Origin of the sequence: Rathayibacter sp. PhB151 (genome assembly GCF_004366415.1) — a bacterium.
Classification (GTDB): Bacteria; Actinomycetota; Actinomycetes; order Actinomycetales; family Microbacteriaceae; genus Rathayibacter; species Rathayibacter festucae.
Genome location: NZ_SOEN01000006.1, coordinates 954,411 through 976,279, shown reverse-complemented (window position 1 = coordinate 976,279; position 21,869 = coordinate 954,411). Strand labels below are relative to the sequence as shown.

Here is a 21,869-nt window from a genome sequence, read left to right as displayed (position 1 = left end):
CATGACGACCGACGCTCCCGATCTCGGCATCCGCACCCGCGTGCGGCAGGTGACGGAGCGGCAGCGGCTCTTCGAGCAGTCGCTGACCCGCGCGCTCGCGGTCGACGCCGTCGGGCTCGACGCGATGACGCACCTGATGTCCGCCGGGCCGCTGACGCCGACCGAGCTCGCGGGGCGCCTCGGCGTCTCGACCGCGGCGACCACCCTCGTGCTGAACCGCCTCGAGGCGGCCGGCCACGTCCGCCGCGAGCGGCATCCGACGGACGGGCGCAAGCTGATCGTGACCGCGTCGGAGGAGTCGGCGCGGCGCGCGCAGGAGCGGGTCGCCCCGCTGATCGCGGGCGTCGAGGCGGTCGTCGCCGACCTCGACGAGGCCGAGCGCGCGACGGTGCAGGCCTTCCTCGACCGCCTGCTCGCGGTGTACGACGCGGCGACGGACTGACGCGGCGCGCCCCGCTGATCGAGCAAGGCCCGGAGCGGGCGCATCGAGTTTCCGTGTGCACGGTGGTGTTCGTTTACCGTTTGAGGGCTACTGGAATGGTGGGCAGTGAGTCGAACGCATACGCGGGCTGGGGCGGTCTGCTAGTTCACTCTCCGCCGCCTAAGGCATCACTCTTTCTTTGATTCCTAAGGTCACGTCTGGTTGCGCGCTTCCCAGGCAGTCAATCTCTGCCACTCGACGACTCCTGCAAGAAATGTGCGTGCAAGCCAGTAGACATGTTTTTCAGAGACCGTGTCTGGGAACCACTCTTGAATCTGGTCTGAGACAAGATCATCCGCACCGTGTCCCAATTTTTCGTTTCGAAGCTTTGAAAGTTGCTGAAATCGCGGGAGCCACCAGTCAGGAAACTTCATGACGATTGCTGAATTCTCGACTCGGAGGTTGGTGTAATTTGCCTCGAGTCGCTTCAGGTCGATATCAGCCCGAGTCACGCATTTCCGATGCTCTCGTGCGCTGAGGTCAGCCGCCAGCTGATCTTTCAAAGTAGAAAGGATTTCTTTCTGCTTTTGGTCAAAATCGCTTGGGTGCTCGTATGGTATCAGGCGCGCAATGCACTCAATCGATTGATAGTAAGCAAGAAGCGCTGCTGACAGGTAGGCCGGCTCCGTCCCGTGATCCGTCAAGTCTATTGCTCTTCGGAGAAGATTAGCGCTTCGTGAGAGGGGATCGGATTGCTCTATCACGTCGTGCACGGCCAGCAATTCTGACGCTCGCGCGCTTGAGAGGGTGCTCGATTCCCACCCCTCCACATAAGCGGATCGTGACCAATCGGAAAGGGAGCTTCCAGACTCGAGGTTTACCGCTCCAACGACGCAAAAGCGATAAGCGGGTCCCATGCTGTAGAGCGAAAGGGCGGTGGCTGCCAATGGGATGGTTGCAGATCGCATGATTCCCATGGCGTCAATGGCGGTCGGCGCCTCAATATCGGCCCACGCCCAGCAAGGCGACGTGACTTGTAAGAATGAGCCTGAGGCTACGTAATGGACCGCGTCCTCAGGTTTTGTCGCCTTGAGGTCAGCTGGCGGGCCGGGCGGCTTCTGCATTCCTAAAGCGCGACCAAGAAATAAGCCGCCAAATCTCAATGTATCCTCAGGTAGTACTGGGCCGGCTACCTTCGCCCATACCCGCCAGCTCTGGCCATCTCTCGGTGTGGAACTACCCGGGACTTCCGGGGTGATTCCAACTGCTCGGACGCGATATTCCGGCATGTTGCATCCCCTCGCTGATTGTTGCCCTCGCTGCGGTGACCAGGTCGCACTTTCGATTACCCCATGTGTTGTCCCATTCGCCTTAGTTGAGGCAGTCCCGAAGATTCATTCCGGCGGATCGGGGTAGAGGACGCCTTCCTGGTGTCTCCACATTATCCACCAGCATGCTTCTATGCGACCGCATATTTCTCGAATCGAGACTGACCGCATGGCGGTGGAGCTTGAAAGCGCCCGAGACGACGTGACCGCCCCGCCTGGACGGCGGGACGGTCACGAGGCGCGGGTCGGCCGTGAGCGCGGGTCAGCCGCAGGTGCGGGCTCCGTACGCCGCCGGGATCACCGTGGTGACGGGGGCGCCGTCGACGGTGGCGGTCGCGGTGACGGTGGCCTGGCCGGCGGGCACCGAGGCGGCGCGCGTCGAGAAGGCGGCGGAGGCGTTCTTGCCGGGGAGGATGCCGGTGAACTCCTTCGAGCCGTAGGCGGAGGCGACGGTCATCGAGACGGGGACGGTCGCGTTGTTCTGCGCCGTGACCGTCAGGGTGACCTTGCCGGCGATGCAGCGGGTCGTGGCCGTCACCGCGACGGCGAGGGCGGCGGGCGCCTTCAGCGTCACGGTCACGGTCGTCGTCTGCGAGACCGTGCCGTCGGCCGACGTGATCGCGATCGTGCCGACTCCGCCGTTCGCGGTGGTCGGCTGCGTGACCCGCACGCGGGCCGCCGAGTCGGTGGCCACCGCGGTGAGCACCGGCATCGTCGTGCCGTCGACGGTCACGGCGTAGGAGCCGCGGGCCGGCTCGAAGCCGGCGACGCCGACTCCGTTCACGCGCAGGGCGCCGAGGGTGGCGACCGCGGCGGGTGAGGCCACCGACTCGTACAGCTTCGTCTCGGAGACGATGAGGTGCGTGTTGGCGTAGGCGTTCATCACGATGCGGAAGGCCTTGGCCGTGACCGGCGCGAAGGTCGCGTTCAGCGTCGGCGCGGTGCCGTCGGCGGGCGCGGCCAGGGCGACCGCGGACTCGTAGCCGGGGATCGCGGTCCACGTGCTGCTCGAGGCGCCCTGGTACTGCAGCTGGTAGCTCTGCGCCCAGCTGGTGCCGCCGTCGCGCTGGAACTGCACCGACGCCTGCTGCACCTGGCGGGTGGCGGGGAAGGTGTAGGTCAGGCTGCTCTGCGCGGCCTTGGTGCCGCTCGTCCAGTTGGACCAGCCCTTGTCGCCGTCGACGCCGTTGCGGGTGCGCTCCGGTCCGAAGCCCGACTCGGACGAGCTCGCGGTCGCGATGATGCCCGTATCGGGGTTGAAGTTGCGGAGCGTGCCGGCGGTGACCAGCACCGTCAGCGTGGCGGGGAGGGTCTGGCCGTCGGCCGTCGCGGTGCCGGAGATCGTCATCGATCCGGGCGCCGCGAGCGAGGCGGTGGTCAGCGGCGTCCAGTCCCAGGTGACCGGCACCGCGAAGGTGCTGGTCGAGGCGCCGACGCGGGCCGGCACGGTGGTGGGGGCCGCGGCCTGCACCGCGGCGACGGAGGCTCCGGCGGCGACGGTGAGCGACGCCGGGTCGGTGGCGGTGAGGCCGCCGACGTCGACGAGCGCGGTGACGGGGATCGACTGGCCGAACAGGTCGGTCGCGGTGCCGGTCACCTCGACGCGGCCGGCGGCGGCGTAGGCCGAGTCGGCCGGGCGCTGCCAGGTGACGGCGACCGGTGCGCCGGTGCCCCAGGCGTACTGCGGGGCGATCGAGGCGGGCAGGGTCGGCGCGACGCCGACGGTGGTGCGGACGGCGACCGTCTGCGCGGCGGACGGGGCGAGGTCGCGCAGCGTCCAGGACTGGTTCGCTCCGCCGTTCGAGCCGTAGACGCCGACCGTGGTGTTCTCGGTGCTGGACTGGCCGTTGACGTCGAGCGAGAGTCCGATCGACTCGTTGACCAGTGTGTAGGCGGTGCCGTCGGTGGTGCTGACGATCCAGCGGGTGGCGGCGTCGGCCTTGGCGGCGTCGACCGAGAGCGTGCGCAGGTCGGTGCCGGCGCTCGTGGCGCCGAGCACGCGGCCGTCGCTGCTCTGCAGCACGACGCGGCGGGTGGCCTCGCGCTCGCCGGGGGCGAGCTCGCGGACGGTCCAGCTCTGCTTGGCGGCGGCGGTGGAGTCGGTGGCGAGGGTGGTGATCGTGGTCGCGGCGCCGGTGGGGTTGCCGGTCAGCGCCTTGCCGCTCTGCGTGCCGACCAGCTGGTAGCGGTGGCCGTCGCGCAGGGCCGGGGCGGAGTCGGCGACGCCGGAGACGCCGTCGATCGAGAAGGAGGTGACCGACTTGGCGGGCACCGTGACGGTCGCGGTGCGCGACTCCCGGTCGATGGCGACCGCGGGCTTGGCGACGAGCGCGTTGCCGGTGGGCGCGGCGGCCGAGGCGGCCTGGGTCGTGACGTAGGGGGTGACCGTCGCGCCGGCGGCGATGCTGCCGAAGCGGGAGAGGTCGAGCACGACGGTCTTCGCCGTCGCGCCGGTGTTGGTGTGCACCACGGTCGCGCCGCTGCCGTCGCCGCGGACGGCGGCGGTGGAGGAGGTGTCGTTCGTGGGCATCAGGTGGTCGCCCTCGTGGACGAACTTGGTGAAGTTGCGGATCGTGTTGAACTTCGAGTTCGTCTCGACGCCGCAGACCGGGGCCTTGGTGGAGTCGCCGCCGGCGTCCGCGACGCGGCGCGCCGACTTCCAGACCTCGGCGCCGCCCTCCTGGTAGGGCTTGCAGTCGAGGTCGATGAAGATCGAGCCCCAGTTGAGGTTCTCGCCCTTCGGGCTCATGTTGTAGAGGTCCTCGACCGGCTGCCAGAGCACCCAGGCCTTCGGCTCGAGCTCGCGCAGGTCGTCGTTGATGCGGCCGGCGATGCCGAGGCCGTTCTCGATGTTGACCGGGTCGTAGCCGGCGACCCAGTTGCCCTCGATCTCGCTCATCCAGAGGTCCTTGTCGGCCTGCTTGGCGAGGTCGCGGACCGCGAGGCGGTCGGAGGTGCCGTAGGTGTGCACGTTCATCCGGTCGACCTCGGCGCGGACGGCGGCGGAGTAGGCGGCCCAGTTCGTCTTGAAGATGCTGGGGTTGGTCTCGTCCATCGCGGCGATGCCGGCGTCGCTCGACGAGGCCGCGAGGGCGGCCGCGACGTCCGGGATCAGGTCGGCCTGGCGGGTCGGGCCCATGTGCATGCCCTCCTGCCGTCCGCCGGTCGGGACGCCGTTGGTGAGCTGTGTGCCCCAGTAATTGGTGTTCGGCTCGTTGAAGGGATCGAGGGTGTCGAACTCGATGCCGTACTCGTCCTCCATGTGCGCGGTGACGGTCGCGAGGTACTGGGCGAACTTCGCCTCCGCGGCGGGCTTCAGCTGCTCGCTGGTGGCGTTGAAGCCGCCGGAGACGTAGCCGCTCTCGGTCATGAAGTAGGGGGCGGAGTTGGCGAACGCCTCCCAGTGCGAGATCTGCTTCTCCTCGGCGAGCTTCTCGACCCACCAGCGCTGCGTCTCGTCGCTCGTCCAGTCGTAGGAGGAGGCGTCGCCCGCGTTCCACTTCGCGAGGAGCGCGTCGCGGTCGGCGTAGTTCGTGCTCGTGCCGCCGTAGGTCGCGGCGTCGCCGGCCGGGTTCTGCTTCCACCAGCCCTCGACCGCGCCGCCGGGGCGGAGGTAGTCCTTCACGTCGGAGGCGTTGCCGCCGCCGATGTTGTAGCGGGCGATGTTGAGGTCGAGGCCGTCGTCGCCGAAGACCTTCTGGTAGAGCTCCTCGCGGAGGGCCTCGGGGTAGTTCCCGGTGGCGTTCGCGAACCAGACGAGGCTGGTGCCCCAGCCCTCGAACGACTCGCCCGCCGCGGCGGGGTTGGGGGTGATGCGGAAGGCGTCGGCGGCCTGCGCGGGGGCGGCGGCCGCGGGGAGCGCGAGCAGCGCTCCGGCGGCGAGGGCGGCGCTCGTGGCGAGCGCGGCGATCCGGCCCGCCTTCCGGCGAGTGCGTCTGGCAGTGGACATCGACATCGATGCGTCTCTCTTTCAACTCTGAAAGGGGAGCTGTTCACGTGAACACGCCCGTGGCCTCCGACTGTACATGTTGACGTCAACAGGCGGAAGGGTCGCGGGCGTGCTCGCGACTCCGCAGAAGTTGTCGTAGTGGGGCGCCGAGTACGACAACTTTTGAGGAGTGGTGGCGGGGCGGAGGGGCGGCGCTCAGATCGCGTGCGGGCGCTCCGGGAACGCCTCGGGCTCGCACTGGATGGTGGCGTGGTCGATGCCGTGGTCCTCGCGCAGGACGGCGAGCACGCCGGCGAGGGCCTCGCGGTAGTCGGCGTCGGGGGCGACGACGATGTGGCCGGTGGCGCTCTCCATGCCGGAGGTGATGGTCCAGACGTGCAGGTCGTGCAGCGCGAGCACGCCGGGGACGGCGCGGACGTCGCGCTCGACCGCGGCGAGGTCGACGTGCGCGGGCGCCGACTCCATCAGGATCCCGAGGGCCTGGCGGGTCAGCGACCAGGTGCGCGGCAGGATCAGCAGGCCGATCAGCACGCCGACGATCGGGTCGGCCCAGGCCCAGCCGGCGGTCAGCAGCACGATCGCGGCGACGATCACGCCGATCGAGCCGAGGGCGTCGCCGAGCACCTCGAGCGACGCCCCGCGCAGGGTGATGCTCTCCTTCGCGCCGGCCGAGAGCAGGCGCAGGCTGACCAGGTTGACGGCCAGGCCGATGACGGCGGTGATCAGGAGCGGTGCGCCGGGCACCGCGGGCGGCTCGGCGAAGCGGCGGACCGCCTCCACGATCACGAAGCCGGCGACGCCGAAGAGCAGGACGCCGTTGGCGAGCGCGGCGAGCACCTCGAGCCGGTAGGAGCCGTAGGTGCGGGCCTTCGCGGCGGGGCGGGCGGCGAGCGAGATCGCGGCGATCGACATCCCGAGCGCGATCACGTCGGTGCCCATGTGCGCGGCGTCGGAGATCAGCGCGAGCGAGCCGGTGGTGAGGCCGACGACGAACTCGACGACCGCGAAGGCGGCGGTGAGCGCGAAGGCGATGACGAGGGGGCGCCGGTGGCGGGCGGCGGCGGAGCCGGCGTGCCCGTGGTCGTGTCCCATGCGACTCCCTGTGCCCCACTCGCCGTGCTCCGCTCGCCGCGACGACCGCGGACGTATTGTCGTATGCACACTCTTGCACATATCGGCTCGGATGCGAAGGGTGCCCCCGCCGATCCGCCTGAGACACTGGAGAGGTGTCGTCCTCCCGCTCGCTCCGCACCCTGCGCGGTGTCGTGGCGGCGACGGTGGCGACCCTCACGGCCCTGTTCTCGCACGTCGCGGGCGGCGGCGAGGTGCCGGGCCTGCTCGGACTCGCGGTGCCGCTCGTGCTCTCGGTGCCGGTCTGCGTCGCGCTCGCCGGCCGCGGGCTCTCGCTCGCGCGCCTGGCCGCCTCGGTCGGAGTGAGCCAGCTGCTCTTCCACGCGCTCTTCGAGATCGGCGCCGCGGCCGGGCCGGCCGGTGCGGCGCACGCCCACGGCGGCCCGATCGACGTCAGCGCCGCGACGGCCCACGCGGGCGGGCACGACTCCTCGATGGGGATCGCGCACCTGCTCGCGGCGGTCGTCACGATCGCGGTCCTGCACCGGGGCGAGGCGCTGCTGATCGCGGTCGCCGCGACGACGGTCCACGCGGCGGCGCGACTCGTGCGGGTTCCGGCCGTCCCGGTCCTCCCGGCGGCGACCGGGCGCCGCTCGTCGTCCGCGCCGCGCGCGATCCTCCCGGTCGTGGCGGACGTGCTCGCCGACGCCGCGCCCCGCCGCGGCCCGCCCGCCGCCCCCGCCTCCTGATCCTCGACGCGCGCTGCGCGTCCTCATCGACCCCTGCCCGCGGGCGGGGTCTGTGCGCGATGCCCCGTCCCTCCGGACCGGCCGCGCGAAGGGAGCCACTGCTGTGGCGCACGCACCGTCCTCCACACCCCTCGGCCACGACGACCACGGCCCCGGCGGCCCCGGCGGTCCCGGCGGTCAAGGCCCCGACGACGACCTCCTCCCGCCCGGGCGGCCGGCCGCCGCTCCGCTCCGCGCGGCGGAGGCGACTCTGCTGCTCGCCGTCCCCGCGGCGGTCGCGGTCGCGCTCGCCGGGCTCACCTTCACCGGCGCGTTCTCGACCGAGACGCGCCTGATCGACCCCGGCGAGCTGGTCACCCGCGGGCTGCCGATCGCGCGGGTCGTGCACGACACCGCCGCGTCGCTGACGATCGGCCTGCTCACGGCCGCGACCTTCCTCCTGCCCGGCCAGCGGATCGCGCCCGGGATCGTCTCGTACTCGCAGAACCGGGCGCTGCGCTGGGCGACCTGGTCGGCCGCCGTCTGGGTGGCGTCGGCGCTCGCCGTGCTCGTCTTCACGGCGGCGAACGCGATCGGGCAGCCGCTGGACGCGCCGGGCTTCCGGACCCAGCTCGTCTTCTACGCCACGCAGCTCGAGCTGGGGCAGACCCTCGTGGCGTCCACGGCGTGCGCGACGGCGGTGCTGCTGCTCACCCTCTTCTCCCGGCGGCTCGGCTGGGTGGCGGCGGCGACCGCGATCGCCGTGCTGGCGCTCCTGCCGCTCTCGCTCTCCGGGCATGCGGCCGGCGCGGACGAGCACGCGAACGCGGTGAACAGCCTCGCGGTGCACCTGATCGGAGTGACGGCCTGGGCGGGCGGGCTCGCCGCGGTGATCCTGCTGCGGCGGACCGTCGGCGGCGAGATCGGCACGGTCGTCGCGCGCTACTCCGTGCTGGCCGGCTGGGCGTTCGGGGCGGTCGCCTTCTCCGGGCTGGTCAACGCGTCGCTCCGGATCGAGGGGCTCGAGGACCTCGGCACGCCCTACGGGCAGCTGCTGATCGTGAAGGCCGTCGCGCTGCTCGCGCTCGGCGGCGCAGGGGCCTGGCACCGGCTGCGGCTGATCCCGCGGCTGCGCGCGGACCCGGCCGACCGCCGTGCGTTCGTCGCGGTCGCCGTCGGCGAGGTGCTGGTGATGGCGCTGACCATCGGCGTCTCGGTGGCGCTCTCGAACAGCGCGCCGCCGGTCTCCCAGGACCCGGTCAGCGGTGACGCCAGGCGCAGCCTGCTCGGCTTCCGCTACCCGCCCGAGGTGACGCCCGAGCGGATGCTCGACCAGTGGCACCTCGACGCCGTGTGGCTCGGGATCGCCGTCGTCGGCGCCGCCCTCTACGTGCACGCGGTGCTGAAGCTCCGGCGCCGCGGCGACGCCTGGCCGCTCGGCCGCACGCTCGCCTGGGTGGCCGGCTGCGCCGCCCTCGCCTACACGACCAGCGGCGGGCCGGGGGTGTACGGGCAGGTGCACTTCAGCACGCACATGATCCAGCACATGCTGCTGATGATGGTCGTGCCGCCGCTGCTGGTGCTCGGCGGGCCGGTGCTGCTCGCGCTGCGGGTGCTGCCGGTGCGCCGCGACGGCGGTCGGGGGCTGCGCGAGTGGATCCTCGCGGTCGTGCACTCGCGCTACCTCGCCGTGCTGTCGAAGGCGCCGGTCGCCGCGGTGCTCTTCGCGGGCAGCCTCGTCGCGTTCTACTACACCGGCTGGTTCGAGTGGGCGATGTTCAGCCACCAGGGCCACGTGCTGATGACCCTGCACTTCCTCGCGACCGGCTACCTCTTCTTCTGGGTCCTGATCGGCGTCGACCCGGGGCCGGATCGCCCGGGGCACGTGCTGCGGCTGCTGGTGATGCTCGCGACGCTGGCCTTCCACGCCTTCTTCGGCCTGGCGATCATGTCGCAGACCACCGTCCTCGCCGCGCCCTGGTGGACGGCGCTCGGGTACACCGACACGGACGCGCTGCTCGCGGATCAGGGCGTCGGCGGCGGGATCGCCTGGTCGGCGGGCGAGATCCCGATGGTGCTGATCGCGCTGGTCGTGGTGTCGCAGTGGGTGCGCTCGGAGGAGCGGACGGCCAAGCGCTACGACCGCCGGGCCGACCGGGACGGCGAGGCCGAGCTCGCGGCGTACAACGCGCGGCTGGACCGGCTCGACCGCCGGGGGTCCTGAGCGGCGGGGCGACCGGCCCGCCGGCGCGCGTCAGTGGCGCGAGGCGGAGTCCGCGTCCCAGAGGGCCTCGAGCGGATCGTCGGCGTCCTCGCCGGCGAGGAGCTCGGCGTGCCGGCGCTCGGCCTCCTCGGCGGAGATCTCGCCGAGGTCGATCGAGGCGCGCAGGGCCGCGGCCCGGCCGCCCTCGCGAGTGAGGAACGGGTCGGCGGGGGTGGCGTGCCGGACGCCGTCGCGGGCGTCGAACGCGGAGGCGGTGATGCCCGTCACCGCGGGGGAGGAGGCGAGCAGGGCCATCGCGACCCGGTCGGCCGCCTGCCAGGCCGAGGCCGACGAGCCGCGCTCGGCGATGATCGGGCCGTCGGGGGTGCCGATGGTGAGCCGCTCGATGTCCGGCAGGAGGCGGAGGATGCGCGCCGCGGCGTCGAGCGCCTCGGCGGGCACGGAGTCGACGGGTCCGGAGAACAGCGGGGTCCAGTCCTCGATCGGGAGACGGTGCCTCCAGGTGTCCATCCGGGCTCCATCCGTGATCGTTCACGGCGGCGTCGGGCCGTGCAACTCCCAGAAGGGTAGGACGGCGCTCCCGCGCGGGTCGACCCCCGAATCGGGTGAGTGCGTTTTCGGGATCAGACCGCTACCGGCGCCCCCGCGATCGGCGGCGAGGCCGTCCCTCCGGGCGACCTGTCGAGCTGTGCGGGCGCTGTGCCGCGCGGAGCGCGGGTGGGTGCCTGCGGCGTGATGCCTGGTCGATCCACGTGCCCCGGGGTGACCCCGGAGAGGACGGAGCAGCGCGTGCCCCGTCCGCCTCGCCCGGAGGGGCGGTGCCGCCCAGCCTAGGCTGGAGCGCACGAGGCGGGGGGTCGTCGTGCACGGACGGGACGCGGTGGTCGAGGCGCTCGCGCACGCGTTCCTCGGCGCGGAGTGGACCCCGGCCGGGCTGCGCGCCGCGGCCGCCGACTCCCTCGGCGCCCGCCGCCGCTGGATCGGCCCGCTGGTCACCGCCGTGCTCGTCGCCTTCCCGCATCCGCCGATCGACGCGCCGCGCGAGCTCGCGCAGGTGGTCGCGGGGCTGCTCCCGGAGCGCGCGCAGCCGGTGGTCGCGCATCTCGCGCCGGTTCCCGCTCGGGCCGTGCCCTCCTCCTCGCCGGTGGCGGCGATCGACGGCCGGGACGACCTCGCGCGGCTGCTCGGGCTCGCGCCGGCGCAGCTGGACGGGTTCGCCGACCTCGGGCAGTGGAACCGCCGGACGCCGCACGGTGCTCCGCACCCCGGCGCTCTCCAGAACTACGACCACGTCTGGCGCTCGCGGCCGGGCCGGGCATCGCGGCTGCTCGAGGTGCCGCGCACGCGGCTGCGGGCGGTGCAGCGGAGCGTCCTCGACGAGATCGTCGGCCTGGCTCCCGTGCACCCGGCCGCGCACGGCTTCGTCCCGGGACGCAGCGCGATCACCGGCGCGGCCGTGCACGCGGGCTCGGCGATGCTGATCACCCTCGATCTGCAGCGCTTCTTCGCGCAGGTCACCGCGGCGCGGGTCTTCCGGCTGCTGCGCGGCGAGGGGCTGCCCGAGGCTGTCGCCTTCGCGCTGACCGGGCTGTGCACCCACGCGGTGCCGGTCGCCGCGATCCACCGGATGCCCGCGGGCGGCGAGCCGGAGGAGCGGGCCGCGCTCCGCCGCTCCCTCGCCCTCGCGCACCTGCCGCAGGGCGCGCCGACCTCGCCCGCGCTGGCGAACCTGGCGCTGCGCCGCCTCGATGCCCGGCTGACCGGCTACGCCGAGGCGGCCGGCGCCCGCTACACCCGCTACGCCGACGACCTCGCCTTCAGCGGCGACACGCGCTTCGCCCGGCGGGCGGAGGCCTTCGCCCGCGGAGCCGCGCGGATCGTGGAGGACGCGGGCTACGCCGTGAACCCGCGGAAGACGCGGCTGCGGCCCGCCTCGACGCGGCAGAGCGTGACCGGGATCGTGGTCAATGCGCACCCGGCCGTCCGACGGGCCGACGTCGACCGGCTGCACGCGATCCTGCACAACTGTGCCGTGCACGGGCCGGCCGGGCAGAACCGGGCGGGGGTGCCCGACCTCCGGGCGCACCTCCTCGGCCGGATCGCCTGGGTGAGCGCGGTGCATCCCGGCCGCGGAGCGAAGCTGAGGGCGGTCTTCGAGCGGATCCCGTGGCCGGAGCCCTCGGGGGCCTCCCCGTCCCTCGATCCCGCGGGGCCGCGCCCGTAGGATTCAGCGGTGCCCGTCACCCTCCCCGCTCCGCGAACGATCGACCCCGCCTCCGTCCCCGCCCTGCGCTGGGGAGTGATCGGCACGGGCATCGCCGACGCCTTCGTCGCGGCGATCCACTCCCGCTCGGTGCAGCGCGCCGTCGCCGTCACCGCGCGGGACGCCGAGAAGACCCGGGCCTTCGCGGACAAGCACGGCATCGCGACGGTGCACGCGACGGTCGAGGAGCTGGTCGCCGACTCCGGGATCGACGCCGTCTACATCGCGACCCCGCACCCGCTGCACCGCGCGCAGGCGCTCGCCGCGATCGCGGCCGGCAAGCACGTGCTGATCGAGAAGCCGATCGCGATGTCCGCGGACGAGGCGCGCGAGATCACCGACGCGGGCCGCGCCGCCGGCCTGCTGGTGATGGAGGCGATGTGGGCGCGCTACCTGCCCCAGGCCGATGTCATCCGCCAGGTCGTCGAGAGCGGGGTGCTCGGCGAGCTCCGCCTGGTCACCGCCGACTTCGGCTTCTCCGTCCCCGTCGATCCGACCGGGCGGCTCTGGGCGAAGGAGCTCGGCGGCGGCGCGCTGCTGGACGCCGGGGTGTACCCGATCTCGTTCGCGTCCTCGGTGCTCGGCGCGCCCGTCTCGGTCGTCGCCTCCGGGACCGTCGACCCGGGCACGGGCGTCGACGCGAGCGCCGATCTGCTGCTCACCACCGCCTCCGGCGCCCGCGCGCTGCTGTCGACCTCGCTCCAGACGTCGCTGCCGGTCGAGGCGATGGTCCTCGGCTCGGAGGGGCGGCTCGCGGTGCACAGCCCGTTCTTCGGCCCGAGCGGCGTGACGCTGACGCTCGGCAGCATGAGCTCGGGGCAGGACTCGGAGGTCTGGAGCGACGAGGGGCCGTGGCCCTACGGCGCGCTGTCCTTCCAGGCGACGGCGTTCGCCTCCTACGTCGCCGCGGGGCTCGTGGAGTCGCCGGTGCACCCGCACCACGAGGTCGTCTCGGTGCTGGCGACGATCGACGAGGCCCGGCGCCAGGTCGCGGCGCAGGCGCAGGCGCAGGCTCAGGCGGCCCCGTCCACCCCGGCCGCGTCTCCCGCTCCGGCCGTCTGATGCGCATCCTCACCTGCCTGCACACGATGGAGGTCGGCGGCAGCCAGATCAACGGGATCGAGCTCGCGGGGCGGATGGCCGCGCTCGGCCACGAGGCGGTGGTCTACGGGCCGGACGGCGATCTGCGCCCGCTGGTCGCCGAGCTCGGGCTGGACTGGGAGGAGGCGCCCGAGAAGGGGCCCCGCCTGTCCGTCCGGAGCATGGCGCGGCTGCGGCGGATCGTCCGCGAGCGGCGGATCGACCTGATCCACGCCTACGAGTGGGCGCCGACGATGGACGCCGCCTTCGGCCCGCACCTGATCGACGGCGTGCCCGTGGTGACCACGGTGCTCTCGCCGGAGGTGCCCGACTTCGTGCCGGCCGCGTTCCCGATGATCGTCGGCGTCGTCGAGCTGCTCGAGGAGGAGTCGCGGCGCCGGCCGATGCTGCACCTGATCGAGCCGCCGGTCGACACCGAGCTGAACGCACCGGTCGCGGACGCGGTGCGGACGGCGGAGCTGCGGGCGCGCTTCGACGTGCAGGACGGCGAGATCGCGGTCGTCACGGTGGCGCGGCTGGTCGTCGACCTCAAGCGCGAGGGGATCCTCGCGGCGATCGAGGCGGTCGGGCGGCTCGACGCCGAGCGGGGTTCCGAGGGGCCGCGGTTCCGGCTGATCGTCGTCGGCGACGGTCCGGTCCGCGGCGAGCTGCAGGCCGCGGCGGACCGGGTGAACGCGGGGCGCTCGCGCGAGCTGGTGACGCTGACCGGGCAGATGCTCGATCCGCGCGACGCCTACGCGGTCGCCGACATCGTGCTCGGCATGGGCAGCAGTGCGCTGCGGGGGATGGCGTTCGCGAAGCCGCTGGTCGTGCAGGGCGAGAAGGCCTTCTGGCGGCTGCTGACGCCGGAGTCGCTGCCGTTCTTCCTCGACGGCGGCTGGTACTCGCTCGGCGACGGCGTCGACGGGCCGGGGCGCCTCTCCGGGATCCTCGCGCCGCTCGCGGCCGACGCGGAGCTGCGGGAGCGGCTCGGCGCGCTCGGGCGCGAGGTGGTCGTCGAGCGCTTCAGCCTCGCGGCGGCGGCGCGCACCCAGGCGGCGATCTACGCGGAGGCGGTGGCCGCGCGGAGCACGCTGCCGCGGCGGCTGCGCGCGCTGTCGCACCCGGCGGTGCGGTACGCGGCGTACCGGCTGCACCCGCTCAAGCGGCGTCTCCTGGGGCTGCTCGGGCGCTGAGTGCGGCGCTCCCCGACAGCTGTTGCCCACGCCAGCGGATCCGTCAAGGGTCTCCTCCTGGCCGCTGAGCGCGTCCTACAGTCCTGTCATCCGGCCGCATCCGGAGACTCCGTCGTCCCGCGACGGCTGCGGGCGCGGCCCCGACGACGGGGAGGACCAGATGTCCAGAGACGATGTGATGCCGGGCCGGTTCGCCCGCTTCGTGAAGTGGGTGCACCGTGCCGACGGCTGGGAGCCGCAGTACCTGCGCGGCCGCGTGCTGGCGAAGACCGACGGCGCCTGGATCGTCGCGGTCGACGGCCAGGAGACCCGCGTGATGAAGAAGGAGTGGAGCGTGTACCGCTGAGAATGCCCGACCGCCGGACGCCGGAGATCCGCGAGACCGGCCCCGGCGCGTTCGTCCTCGAGTTGCGCCGCACCCGCCGCCGGCCGGCCGAGGAGCTCGGCCTGCTGCTGCGCGACCGCGGCCGCTGGATCGCGATCGGCCCGGAGGGCGTGCTCGCCTCCGCGGAGAGCTTCGACGAGGCGCTCGCGACCCTGCAGCCCCCCTGCTGATCGAGCAGGTCGCGGAGAGGGCGCATCGAGATCCGGCGGCGCCGAGAGGTGGGGTCTGCCGGCTTGCCTACCGGGACACGGTGGGTCTCGATACGCCCCTGTCGGGGCTATTCGACCGGCAGGGGGCGTGCAGGCGGTGGTGGGCGTCGCAGAACATCAGCTGAGGCGGGTGGGCCTCCTCTGTCAGCGGAGGGCACCCCTTCTCAGCTGATGTTGTGCGGAGCTCGCGTCCCTCCATGCTGATCGAGTAGCCCGCGGAGCGGGCGTATCGAGATCCGGCGGCGCCTGGAGTGGGGTCGCCGGGCCCGCCGTGCTGGGGAGGGTGGGTCTCGATACGCCCCTGTCGGGGCTACTCGACCAGCATGGGCGGCGGCGGCGGCGCCTCCGAGGAGACCCGGCGCCGGCCGGGGCGGCGGCGTCAGCGGTGCTTGCCGGGGGCCTGGATGCCGAGGACGGCGAGGGTCAGGGTGCCGGAGGTGCTCTGCGCGGCGGACGGGGACGACTCCGGGAGCCGGAGGGTGAGGCGGAGGTGATCCGTTGCTCCGATGGCGAAGGCGGGGGAGGTGGGCAGGTCGATGCGGGCCGTGGCGGGGCGGTCGGCCGCGACGGTGGTCGTGGTGCCGGGGCAGGTGGCGGCGTCGGACGACCAGGCCACCGAGCAGCGCTCGAGGGCGAGCTGCAGGCCGTCGGAGGCGCTCGCCCCGACGGTCGTCGCGGCGGACTCGAGCTGCAGGGCGCCCATCGAGACGGTGCCGGCGTTGGTGAGGTCGACGAGGCGCCGGGCCGTGCCGCCGGGCAGCAGATCGGCGACGGGGACCTGCACGGTGGTGACTCCCGTGGCGTCGAACTCCGCGACGACGGTGCCCGCGCCGACCTGGGCGCCGGCGGTCGCGCGGTCGAGGAAGAGCGCGGAGGCCGAGGCACCGGCGCCGAGCACCAGCGCGATCGCCGCGGCGAGGGCGAGCGGTGCGCGGAAGCGGCGGCGGGCCGGTGCCGCGCGCCGACGGCCGTGCGCGCGGGCCGCGGGCGCGCCGGTCATGACGGTGCCGCTCACGACCGCGCCTCCGCCGGTCGGCGCCAGATGACGACGAGCACGGCGCCGACGACGAGCGCGCCGCCGACCGCGAAGAACGCGAAGCGCGCCTGGGGCTGCGCGAGCGCGATGCTCGGCCAGCCCAGCAGCGGCACGACCGACTCCTCGCGCCAGATCCGCTGATCCGCGATGGTGACGATCCACGGGTCCGCCTGCGGATTGTTGTCGCCCTTGGTGGTCAGCGCGAGGAGCCCCGGCGACCAGCCGCGCAGCTCGGCGGCCTCGGCCTCGGAGTAGACGAGCGTGACGCGGTGGATCACCCGGCGCTCGGGCACGTCGGGGTCGGTGAAGACGATCACGTCGCCGGCGCGGACCGCGGCCTGGTCGACGGGGAGGGTGACGGCGAGCGAGCCGACGGGCATGTCCGGCGCCATCGAGTTCGAGAGCACGGGCACGAGGCGCACGACGCCGAGGGCGGACGCGACGAAGACGGCGACGCCCGCGATCGCGACGAGCGCGACGGCCAGGCCGAGGAGGCGGCGGAGGACCGTGACGACCGGTCTGCTCCCGCCTTCGCCGCTCACGCGTGCACTGCAGACGTCCGCGCTGCTCACGACCGCGCCTCCTTCCGGCGGCGGCCGGTGGTGGCGAGCAGCAGCCCGGCGCCGAGGGCGAGCAGGCCGCCGAGCAGCGCGGCACCGACGTCGCGGCCGGTGACGGCGAGGCCGTTCCCCGGTCCGCCGTTCCCGAGGGCGCCGTTCCCGGCAGCACCCTCGCCGACCGCGCCGTCACCGGATCCGCCGTTCCCTGAAGGGCCGCCCCCGGGAGCGCCGGAGTCGTCGATCGCCCCGGTCTCGCGGACGAGCACGCGCAGGGCGGCCGACGTGCTCTCGAGCGCGTTGCCGGAGCCGGCCGGGAAGCTCACTCGGACCCGTACGCCGACGGTCTCGCCGCGGTCGAGCGCCCGGGACCCGTCGAGCCGGCCGAGCGACGCGGCCGGTCCGGTGCCCATCGGCTCGACGCCCTCGGGGCAGCGGTAGCGCTCGACGGAGCGGCCGTCGGCGACCAGGACGTCGTCGATCGTGAAGGCGGCGGGGCAGAGGTCGACGACCAGCTGGAGCCCGGCGCGCGGGTCCGTGGCGAGCGCGTCGCCGCCGTCGACCGCGAAGGCGATCGAGACCTGGTGCGCCGACGCACCGACGTTGGTGACCTCGGCGGCCCACTCGGTGGTGTCGCCGGGGGCGAGGCCGGTGAGGGCGGCGGGAGCCGTCAGCTCGCGCACGTCGAGCAGGGCGGCGGGCGGAGCGACCGACGCCGCGGACACCGCGGGCGCGAGGAGGACCGCCGTGAGGACGGCGCCGATCGCGCGCAGGGCTGGCATGGGGCTCCGAGGGGAAGAAGAGGGGAGGGAGGAGGGGAGGAGGGGGAGGGGGTGCTCCCGCCCCGGCCGCGCGTGCGGGCGGGCACGGCGCCGGGGCGGGAGCGGTCGGCTACTTCTGGATGCCGGCGCGCTGGATGGCGGCGGCGGTGAAGGTGATCTGCGCGGCGGCGTTCTCGTAGTCGTTGTCGGCCGCGGTGGGCAGCACGAGCTCGATCAGCGTGTTCAGCGAGACGTCGCCGGCGTCCGACGGGAAGGTGCCGGTCGCCGTGGGGGTGAGGCCGAAGTTCGCCGGCGTGAAGTTCGCGGCGTTGGCGACTCCGCCGATGGTCGACAGCTTGCCGCTGCCGGTCGTCGTCGTGGTCCCGGCGCAGGTGTACGGGCCGTTCACCGCGGGGGCGGTCGCGGCGGTCGTCCACGGCACCGTGCAGGTCAGCAGGCGGTAGTTGAGCCCGTCCGTGCCGGTGACGAGCGACTCGCCGGGGCCGGCGAGCAGCGGGTCGTCGGTGCCGGCGGTCTCCGAGGTGACGTCCTGGTAGAAGCGCACGGTGGAGACGAGGTCGCCGTCGTTGGTCGCGTTCGGGAGCACGAGGGTCAGCTGGCGCTGGATCGTGTCGCCGGGGGCGATGTCGGTGACGGTGAACGCTCCGGTGACGTTGATGTCGGTCTGGCCGGCGTCGACGTTGCCGACCGCGGTGCCGGAGTCGGTGAAGACGGCGAAGGCGCCGGCGCCGGCGAGGGCGCCCGCGGCGAGGAGGACACCGCCGGTGAGGGCGATCCTCTTCCAGGGGGCGCGCTTGCGGGAGTCGTTCTCGGTGGAGGCTGTGGCGGTCATGACGGTTCCTTTCAGATGGGTGCCCGGTGCGGGCCTGGTCTCCCTCACGCGGGCGTGTGCAGGACGGGTGGGAGGGTTCGTGGGGCGAGGCGGCCGCGGCATCAGCAGCCCCTCGCGGTGGTGACGGCCGGCTGCGCGACGGCGGTCGAGGGGGCCGACGCGACGCCGAGCCAGCGCTGCAGGTCGGGTCGGACCCGCCACTGGTAGCTGCGGCCCTCGCCGAGTCGGTCATCGGTGAAGGAGGTGGCGCTCGCCGCGGGCGTCGCGACGACGGTCCAGGCGCCGGGCGTCGCTCCGGCCAGGCGGCGCTCGAGGGTCCAGCCGGTGGCGCCGGGCGCGGCGGACCAGCTCACGAGCGTGCTCGGGCGGTTCGCGGTGCAGCTCGCGACGGGGGTGGCGACGACGGAGGAGCGGGTCCAGGCGCCGAGGCCGATCGCTCCGCTGGTCGTGTCGGTGTCGGTGAAGCCGCGGGGGACCAGCGGGGCGGGGTCGACGAAGACCGTGATCGTGCTGCTCGCGGTGAGTGCGCCGTCGCTCGCGGTGTAGGAGATCGGCACGGTGCCGGTGAAAGCCGCCGCCGGCGTGTAGCTGCAGGTCGCGCCCGTGCAGGAGAAGGTGCCGCTGCTCGCGGTGCCGACGGCGCTCAGGGTCAGCGTCGTGCCCGCGTCCTCGTCGGTGTCGTTGGCGAGCGGCGAGACCGTGACGGCGGGGCCGCCGGCGGTCGCGACGGCGCGGTCCGGGCGGGCGATCGGCGCGTGGTTGAGGGCGGTCACGGTGATCGTGACGCGGACGTTCCAGGTGCCGTAGGTGCCCGAGAGCGCGTAGTCGAAGACGTCGGTGCCGACGAACGCGGCGATCGGGCGGTAGGTGCACTGCCCGCGGGTGGCGCCGCTGTCGACGCAGGTGACCGAGCCGAAGACCGGGGTCGCGGGGGCGGGGGTGGCGGCACCTCCGACGACCTTGGGGGTCGCCGAGAGCTGGGCCCGGGAGAAGGTGGCGCCGGTCGCCGCGGCGCCGTCGTTGGCGAGGACGTCGACGACGACCGAGCCGCCCTGGACGACGGTCGCCGCGTCGGGCAGCGGGTCGGGGATCACCGAGATCGTGACGGAGGCGGTGCGGGTGATCGCGGAGCCGGTCGGCGGTGTCGCGGTGGCGGTCGCGGTGTTCGAGATCGTGCCGGCCGTGACGTCCGCCGCGGTGGTCGTGTAGGTGGCGGTGGCGCTGACGACCTGGCCGGGGGTGAGCCGGCCGGCGGTGCCGGGCCAGGTGAAGGTGAGCGCGGAGAGGCCGGACTTGGGGTCGGTGATCCCGACGCTCGTCAGGGTCGTGTTGCCGGTGTTGGTGGCGCGGAAGGTGTACGTGACGACGGTGCCGGCGGTGCTGATGAAGGCGGGGTTCGCGGTCTTGGTGAAGGCCAGGTCGGCGGCCCGGGTGAGCGTGATCGTCCGGGTGGCGGTGGTGGTGACGGCGGCGCCGGTGGGCGGGGTGCCCGTCGCGGTGGCCGTGTTGACGACCGAGCCGGCGTCGACGTCGGCCTGGGTGAGCGGGTAGCTGGCGGTCGCGGTGACCTGCTGGCCGATGCCGAGCTGGCCCGCTGTGCCGGGCCAGGCTCCGTAGACCACGGTGACCTTGGGGTCGGCGATCGCGACGGACGTCAGCGGCACGTTGCCGGTGTTCACGAGGGTGAAGGTGTAAGGGATCGTCGAGCCGACCGCGGCGGGGCCGGTGAAGGTGCCGTTCTTGGTGAGCGTCAGGGCCGGCGCGTAGCGGATGGGCGTGGTGGTGCTCGAGCTCGCCGTGACGGTCGTGGGGCTGGCCGCGAGGGTGCGGCCGGTGACCGTCGCCGTGTTCGGGATCGCGGTGCCGCTGTTGATGTCGGCCTGGGTCACGGTGTACGCGGCGGAGGTGAAGACGGCCTGCGCGCCGGGGGCGAGGGCGGCGCTCGCCGGGGTGATCGACGCGACCTTCGGGTCGGTGACGGCGACGTTCTGCAGCGAGACGTTGCCGGTGTTGGTGGCGCGGAAGGTGTAGACGATCTGCTCGCCGGCGTCGGCCTGCTGGTTGCCGTTGGTGTCGGTGAGGGCGCCGGATTTCACGAGGGTGATCGCGGGGGCGGGGGCGGTGATGGGGGCGGTGACGGTCGAGCTGTTGCTCGTGAGCGTGGTCGTGCCGCTGAGCGCCGTGGCGGTCGCGGTGTTCACGAAGGTGGTGGCGAGAGCCTCCGCCGCGGTCACCCGATGGGTCGCTGTGCAGGTGACGGACGCGAGTGGCGCCAGCGTCGTGGCGGGGCAGGACATCCCGGTCGCGCCGGGATCGGCCACCGCGACGTTCGAGACGGACGCGAGCGACGAGGTGTTGGTGACGACGAACTGGTACGGGATCGTCGAGCCCTCGCCGTAGCTCGCCGGCTGCGCGGCGGTGCGGTCGATCTGCTTGATCAGGCTGAGAGCGCCGAGATCGTTGATCGTCGAGACCTTCACGTTGCGGATGAGGTGCGTGTCGCTCGACCCGCCCGTCGACGCGGTGAAGCCGAGCTTGAAGGTGGCGGGAGCGTCCGTCGTCATCGTGAACGACAGGAGCGGGGTGAGGCTCGCAGCGTCCATGCCGGCCGAGTTGCCCCAGTAGACGGTGACCAGGGGCCGCACGGCCGGTGAGACGGTGATGCGGACGGTACGGCCGTACGCAGTCGTCGGATTCTGCGCGTCGGCGAGGACGAGCGTCGTGCGCACGGGACCGAGCAGAGGCGCCGGCGCATTGGCGATGTAGCAGTAGTTCGCCCGGTCCTGCCCCGGGCCGCGAGCGACGATGCGATTCGCCTGCTGCCCGGGCGGCGCAGGACTCGCGGGGCAGCCGGTGCCGAGTCCGCCGACCTGGGCCGCCGTGTTCGAGAAGTTGCCGAAGGCATCGAGCCCGATGCCGAGGTAGCCGCCGTTGACGCCGTTCGCGGCGGTGGCACCGGACGTGTTCTGCCCGTAGCCGAGCGCTCCGCCGGCGGCACCCGCCGCGGTCAGGGTCTTCGAGCCGTCGGTGAGGAAGAAGCCGATCCCGTCCGCACCGGTGCCGAGGCCGACCGTCCCGTACTGGTACTGGTCGAACTGCACGTCGAGCCCGCCGGTCGCCGGGATGGGCCGGTTGAAGACCGCACCGCCCTTCAGATTGGTGCGGTTGTCAGTGAGCTGAAGGAAGCCCAGGGAGGAGGTCGCCAGCGGGGCGCCCGTGCGGTTCGCGCAGACGCCGAGGTTGGACGAGCCCGAGGGGGGTGCGGATGCCGCCTTGGTGAGACAGGCCTGGTCGAGGGCCTGCCAGGCGGGATCGGGGACGCTCGTGGTGCCGAAGGACTCCTGCACGAGGACGGTCCCCGCCTCAGCGCGCGGCGCGGGCAGCACGACGAGCACAGCCGAGACCAGGACGAGGATCAGCATCAGCGCGAGCGAGCGGTGCGGGGCGTGCGGGGTCGGGCGACGGTGGCGGGCGAGCGCGCGCGCTTCCGTCATGATCCGATCCCTCCGGGCTGCTCCGGCGGGCGGTCCGGGTGGAGCAGGCATCAAGATACGTTTCGGGTCGACGCGCCTTGACCCCCGGACTGGGCACGCGCAGGCCCAATCCAGTGACGTGCTCTCAGGCTGCGTGCAGGGTGCGCTCAGCGGCGAGTGGTCACCGATGGCGGCAGGCGGAGGCGGCGGCGCGAGGGCGGGGCGACGGGCGCGCTGCGGGCGGGCGCGGGTGGTGGCGGCGGACCGCGGAATCAGCGTGTCGTCGCGGTCAGCGCGGGGGAGCGGCGGGGGACGGGCCGCGACAGCGGGCGGCG

General features: G+C 73.3%; 17 protein-coding genes. 8 read left to right on the top strand and 9 right to left on the bottom strand.

What is annotated here, in order from left to right; translation table 11 throughout:
* The first annotated feature begins 1 nt into the window (after position 1).
* Complete coding sequence (locus EDF35_RS05165; protein ID WP_133960956.1) at positions 2-442, top strand: MarR family transcriptional regulator; 441 nt, start codon at positions 2-4, stop codon at positions 440-442.
* Between the two features lie 191 nt (positions 443-633).
* Here the strand turns inward: EDF35_RS05165 and EDF35_RS05160 are convergent, their stop codons facing one another.
* From EDF35_RS05160 to EDF35_RS05150, 3 genes are all read right to left on the bottom strand, one after another.
* Positions 634-1,545, bottom strand: a complete 912-nt coding sequence (locus tag EDF35_RS05160) for a hypothetical protein (protein ID WP_133960955.1) — start codon at positions 1,543-1,545, stop codon at positions 634-636.
* A 466-nt stretch (positions 1,546-2,011) separates the two neighbouring features.
* Entirely contained in the window at positions 2,012-5,698 is a 3,687-nt protein-coding gene (locus EDF35_RS05155; RefSeq protein ID WP_133960954.1) for a glycoside hydrolase, read from the bottom strand.
* 195 nt (positions 5,699-5,893) lie between these two features.
* Positions 5,894-6,790 carry a cation diffusion facilitator family transporter gene (locus EDF35_RS05150; RefSeq protein WP_133960953.1) on the bottom strand — a complete coding sequence of 299 codons (897 nt, stop codon included), beginning with the start codon at positions 6,788-6,790 and terminating at the stop codon, positions 5,894-5,896.
* A gap of 134 nt (positions 6,791-6,924) precedes the next feature.
* Between EDF35_RS05150 and EDF35_RS05145 the strand changes: the two genes are divergently transcribed.
* Together EDF35_RS05145 and EDF35_RS05140 are read left to right on the top strand one after the other, a co-directional pair.
* A complete protein-coding gene (locus EDF35_RS05145; protein WP_133960952.1) occupies positions 6,925-7,518 on the top strand; it encodes a hypothetical protein in 594 nt (197 codons plus the stop codon).
* 103 nt (positions 7,519-7,621) lie between these two features.
* Positions 7,622-9,721 carry a cytochrome c oxidase assembly protein gene (locus EDF35_RS05140; RefSeq protein WP_133960951.1) on the top strand — a complete coding sequence of 700 codons (2,100 nt, stop codon included), beginning with the start codon at positions 7,622-7,624 and terminating at the stop codon, positions 9,719-9,721.
* Positions 9,722-9,751: 30 nt separating this feature from the next.
* Here EDF35_RS05140 and EDF35_RS05135 read toward each other — a convergent pair whose 3' ends face one another.
* Positions 9,752-10,231: a hypothetical protein gene (locus EDF35_RS05135; RefSeq protein WP_123444444.1), complete on the bottom strand. Its 480-nt coding sequence runs from the start codon at positions 10,229-10,231 to the stop codon at positions 9,752-9,754.
* Positions 10,232-10,583: 352 nt separating this feature from the next.
* Between EDF35_RS05135 and EDF35_RS05130 the strand changes: the two genes are divergently transcribed.
* From EDF35_RS05130 to EDF35_RS05110, 5 genes are all read left to right on the top strand, one after another.
* Positions 10,584-11,945 carry a reverse transcriptase family protein gene (locus tag EDF35_RS05130; RefSeq protein WP_133960950.1) on the top strand — a complete coding sequence of 454 codons (1,362 nt, stop codon included), beginning with the start codon at positions 10,584-10,586 and terminating at the stop codon, positions 11,943-11,945.
* Between the two features lie 9 nt (positions 11,946-11,954).
* A complete protein-coding gene (locus EDF35_RS05125) occupies positions 11,955-13,046 on the top strand; it encodes a Gfo/Idh/MocA family oxidoreductase (protein ID WP_133960949.1) in 1,092 nt (363 codons plus the stop codon).
* A complete protein-coding gene (locus EDF35_RS05120; protein WP_133960948.1) occupies positions 13,046-14,260 on the top strand; it encodes a glycosyltransferase in 1,215 nt (404 codons plus the stop codon). Before EDF35_RS05125 ends, EDF35_RS05120 begins: the two co-directional genes overlap by 1 nt.
* 160 nt (positions 14,261-14,420) lie before the next feature.
* The gene (locus EDF35_RS05115; RefSeq protein WP_123734602.1) at positions 14,421-14,606 is read left to right on the top strand and encodes a hypothetical protein; all 186 of its coding nucleotides are present in this window, start codon (positions 14,421-14,423) and stop codon (positions 14,604-14,606) included.
* A 2-nt stretch (positions 14,607-14,608) separates the two neighbouring features.
* Complete coding sequence (locus EDF35_RS05110; RefSeq protein WP_133960947.1) at positions 14,609-14,815, top strand: hypothetical protein; 207 nt, start codon at positions 14,609-14,611, stop codon at positions 14,813-14,815.
* Positions 14,816-15,233: 418 nt separating this feature from the next.
* On the opposite strand, the gene EDF35_RS21375 is transcribed toward EDF35_RS05110, so the two are convergent.
* From EDF35_RS21375 to EDF35_RS05085, 5 genes are all read right to left on the bottom strand, one after another.
* Positions 15,234-15,869, bottom strand: a complete 636-nt coding sequence (locus tag EDF35_RS21375) for a peptidase (RefSeq protein ID WP_133960946.1) — start codon at positions 15,867-15,869, stop codon at positions 15,234-15,236.
* Positions 15,866-16,432 (bottom strand): signal peptidase I, encoded by a 567-nt coding sequence (locus tag EDF35_RS05100; protein ID WP_166674011.1) that lies wholly within the window; start codon positions 16,430-16,432, stop codon positions 15,866-15,868. The genes EDF35_RS21375 and EDF35_RS05100 overlap by 4 nt, the downstream gene beginning before the upstream one ends.
* A gap of 26 nt (positions 16,433-16,458) precedes the next feature.
* Entirely contained in the window at positions 16,459-17,229 is a 771-nt protein-coding gene (locus EDF35_RS05095; RefSeq protein WP_133960944.1) for a sortase, read from the bottom strand.
* A 109-nt stretch (positions 17,230-17,338) separates the two neighbouring features.
* Positions 17,339-18,061, bottom strand: coding sequence for a TasA family protein (locus EDF35_RS05090; RefSeq protein ID WP_123444452.1), 723 nt, complete (start codon positions 18,059-18,061; stop codon positions 17,339-17,341).
* 101 nt (positions 18,062-18,162) lie between these two features.
* Entirely contained in the window at positions 18,163-21,555 is a 3,393-nt protein-coding gene (locus EDF35_RS05085) for an Ig-like domain-containing protein (protein WP_133960943.1), read from the bottom strand.
* Between the last annotated feature and the right edge of the window lie 314 nt (positions 21,556-21,869).

Coding starts and splice junctions, on each gene's coding strand:
- EDF35_RS05160 (WP_133960955.1), bottom strand. CDS start 1,545: ATGCAGAAGCCGCCCGGCCCGCCAGCTGACCTCAAGGCGACAAAACCT.
- EDF35_RS05120 (WP_133960948.1), top strand. CDS start 13,046: ATGCGCATCCTCACCTGCCTGCACACGATGGAGGTCGGCGGCAGCCAG.
- EDF35_RS05115 (WP_123734602.1), top strand. CDS start 14,421: ATGTCCAGAGACGATGTGATGCCGGGCCGGTTCGCCCGCTTCGTGAAG.
- EDF35_RS05090 (WP_123444452.1), bottom strand. CDS start 18,061: ATGACCGCCACAGCCTCCACCGAGAACGACTCCCGCAAGCGCGCCCCC.
- EDF35_RS05150 (WP_133960953.1), bottom strand. CDS start 6,790: ATGGGACACGACCACGGGCACGCCGGCTCCGCCGCCGCCCGCCACCGG.
- EDF35_RS05095 (WP_133960944.1), bottom strand. CDS start 17,229: ATGCCAGCCCTGCGCGCGATCGGCGCCGTCCTCACGGCGGTCCTCCTC.
- EDF35_RS05165 (WP_133960956.1), top strand. CDS start 2: ATGACGACCGACGCTCCCGATCTCGGCATCCGCACCCGCGTGCGGCAG.
- EDF35_RS05110 (WP_133960947.1), top strand. CDS start 14,609: ATGCCCGACCGCCGGACGCCGGAGATCCGCGAGACCGGCCCCGGCGCG.
- EDF35_RS05135 (WP_123444444.1), bottom strand. CDS start 10,231: ATGGACACCTGGAGGCACCGTCTCCCGATCGAGGACTGGACCCCGCTG.
- EDF35_RS05085 (WP_133960943.1), bottom strand. CDS start 21,555: ATGACGGAAGCGCGCGCGCTCGCCCGCCACCGTCGCCCGACCCCGCAC.
- EDF35_RS05155 (WP_133960954.1), bottom strand. CDS start 5,698: ATGTCCACTGCCAGACGCACTCGCCGGAAGGCGGGCCGGATCGCCGCG.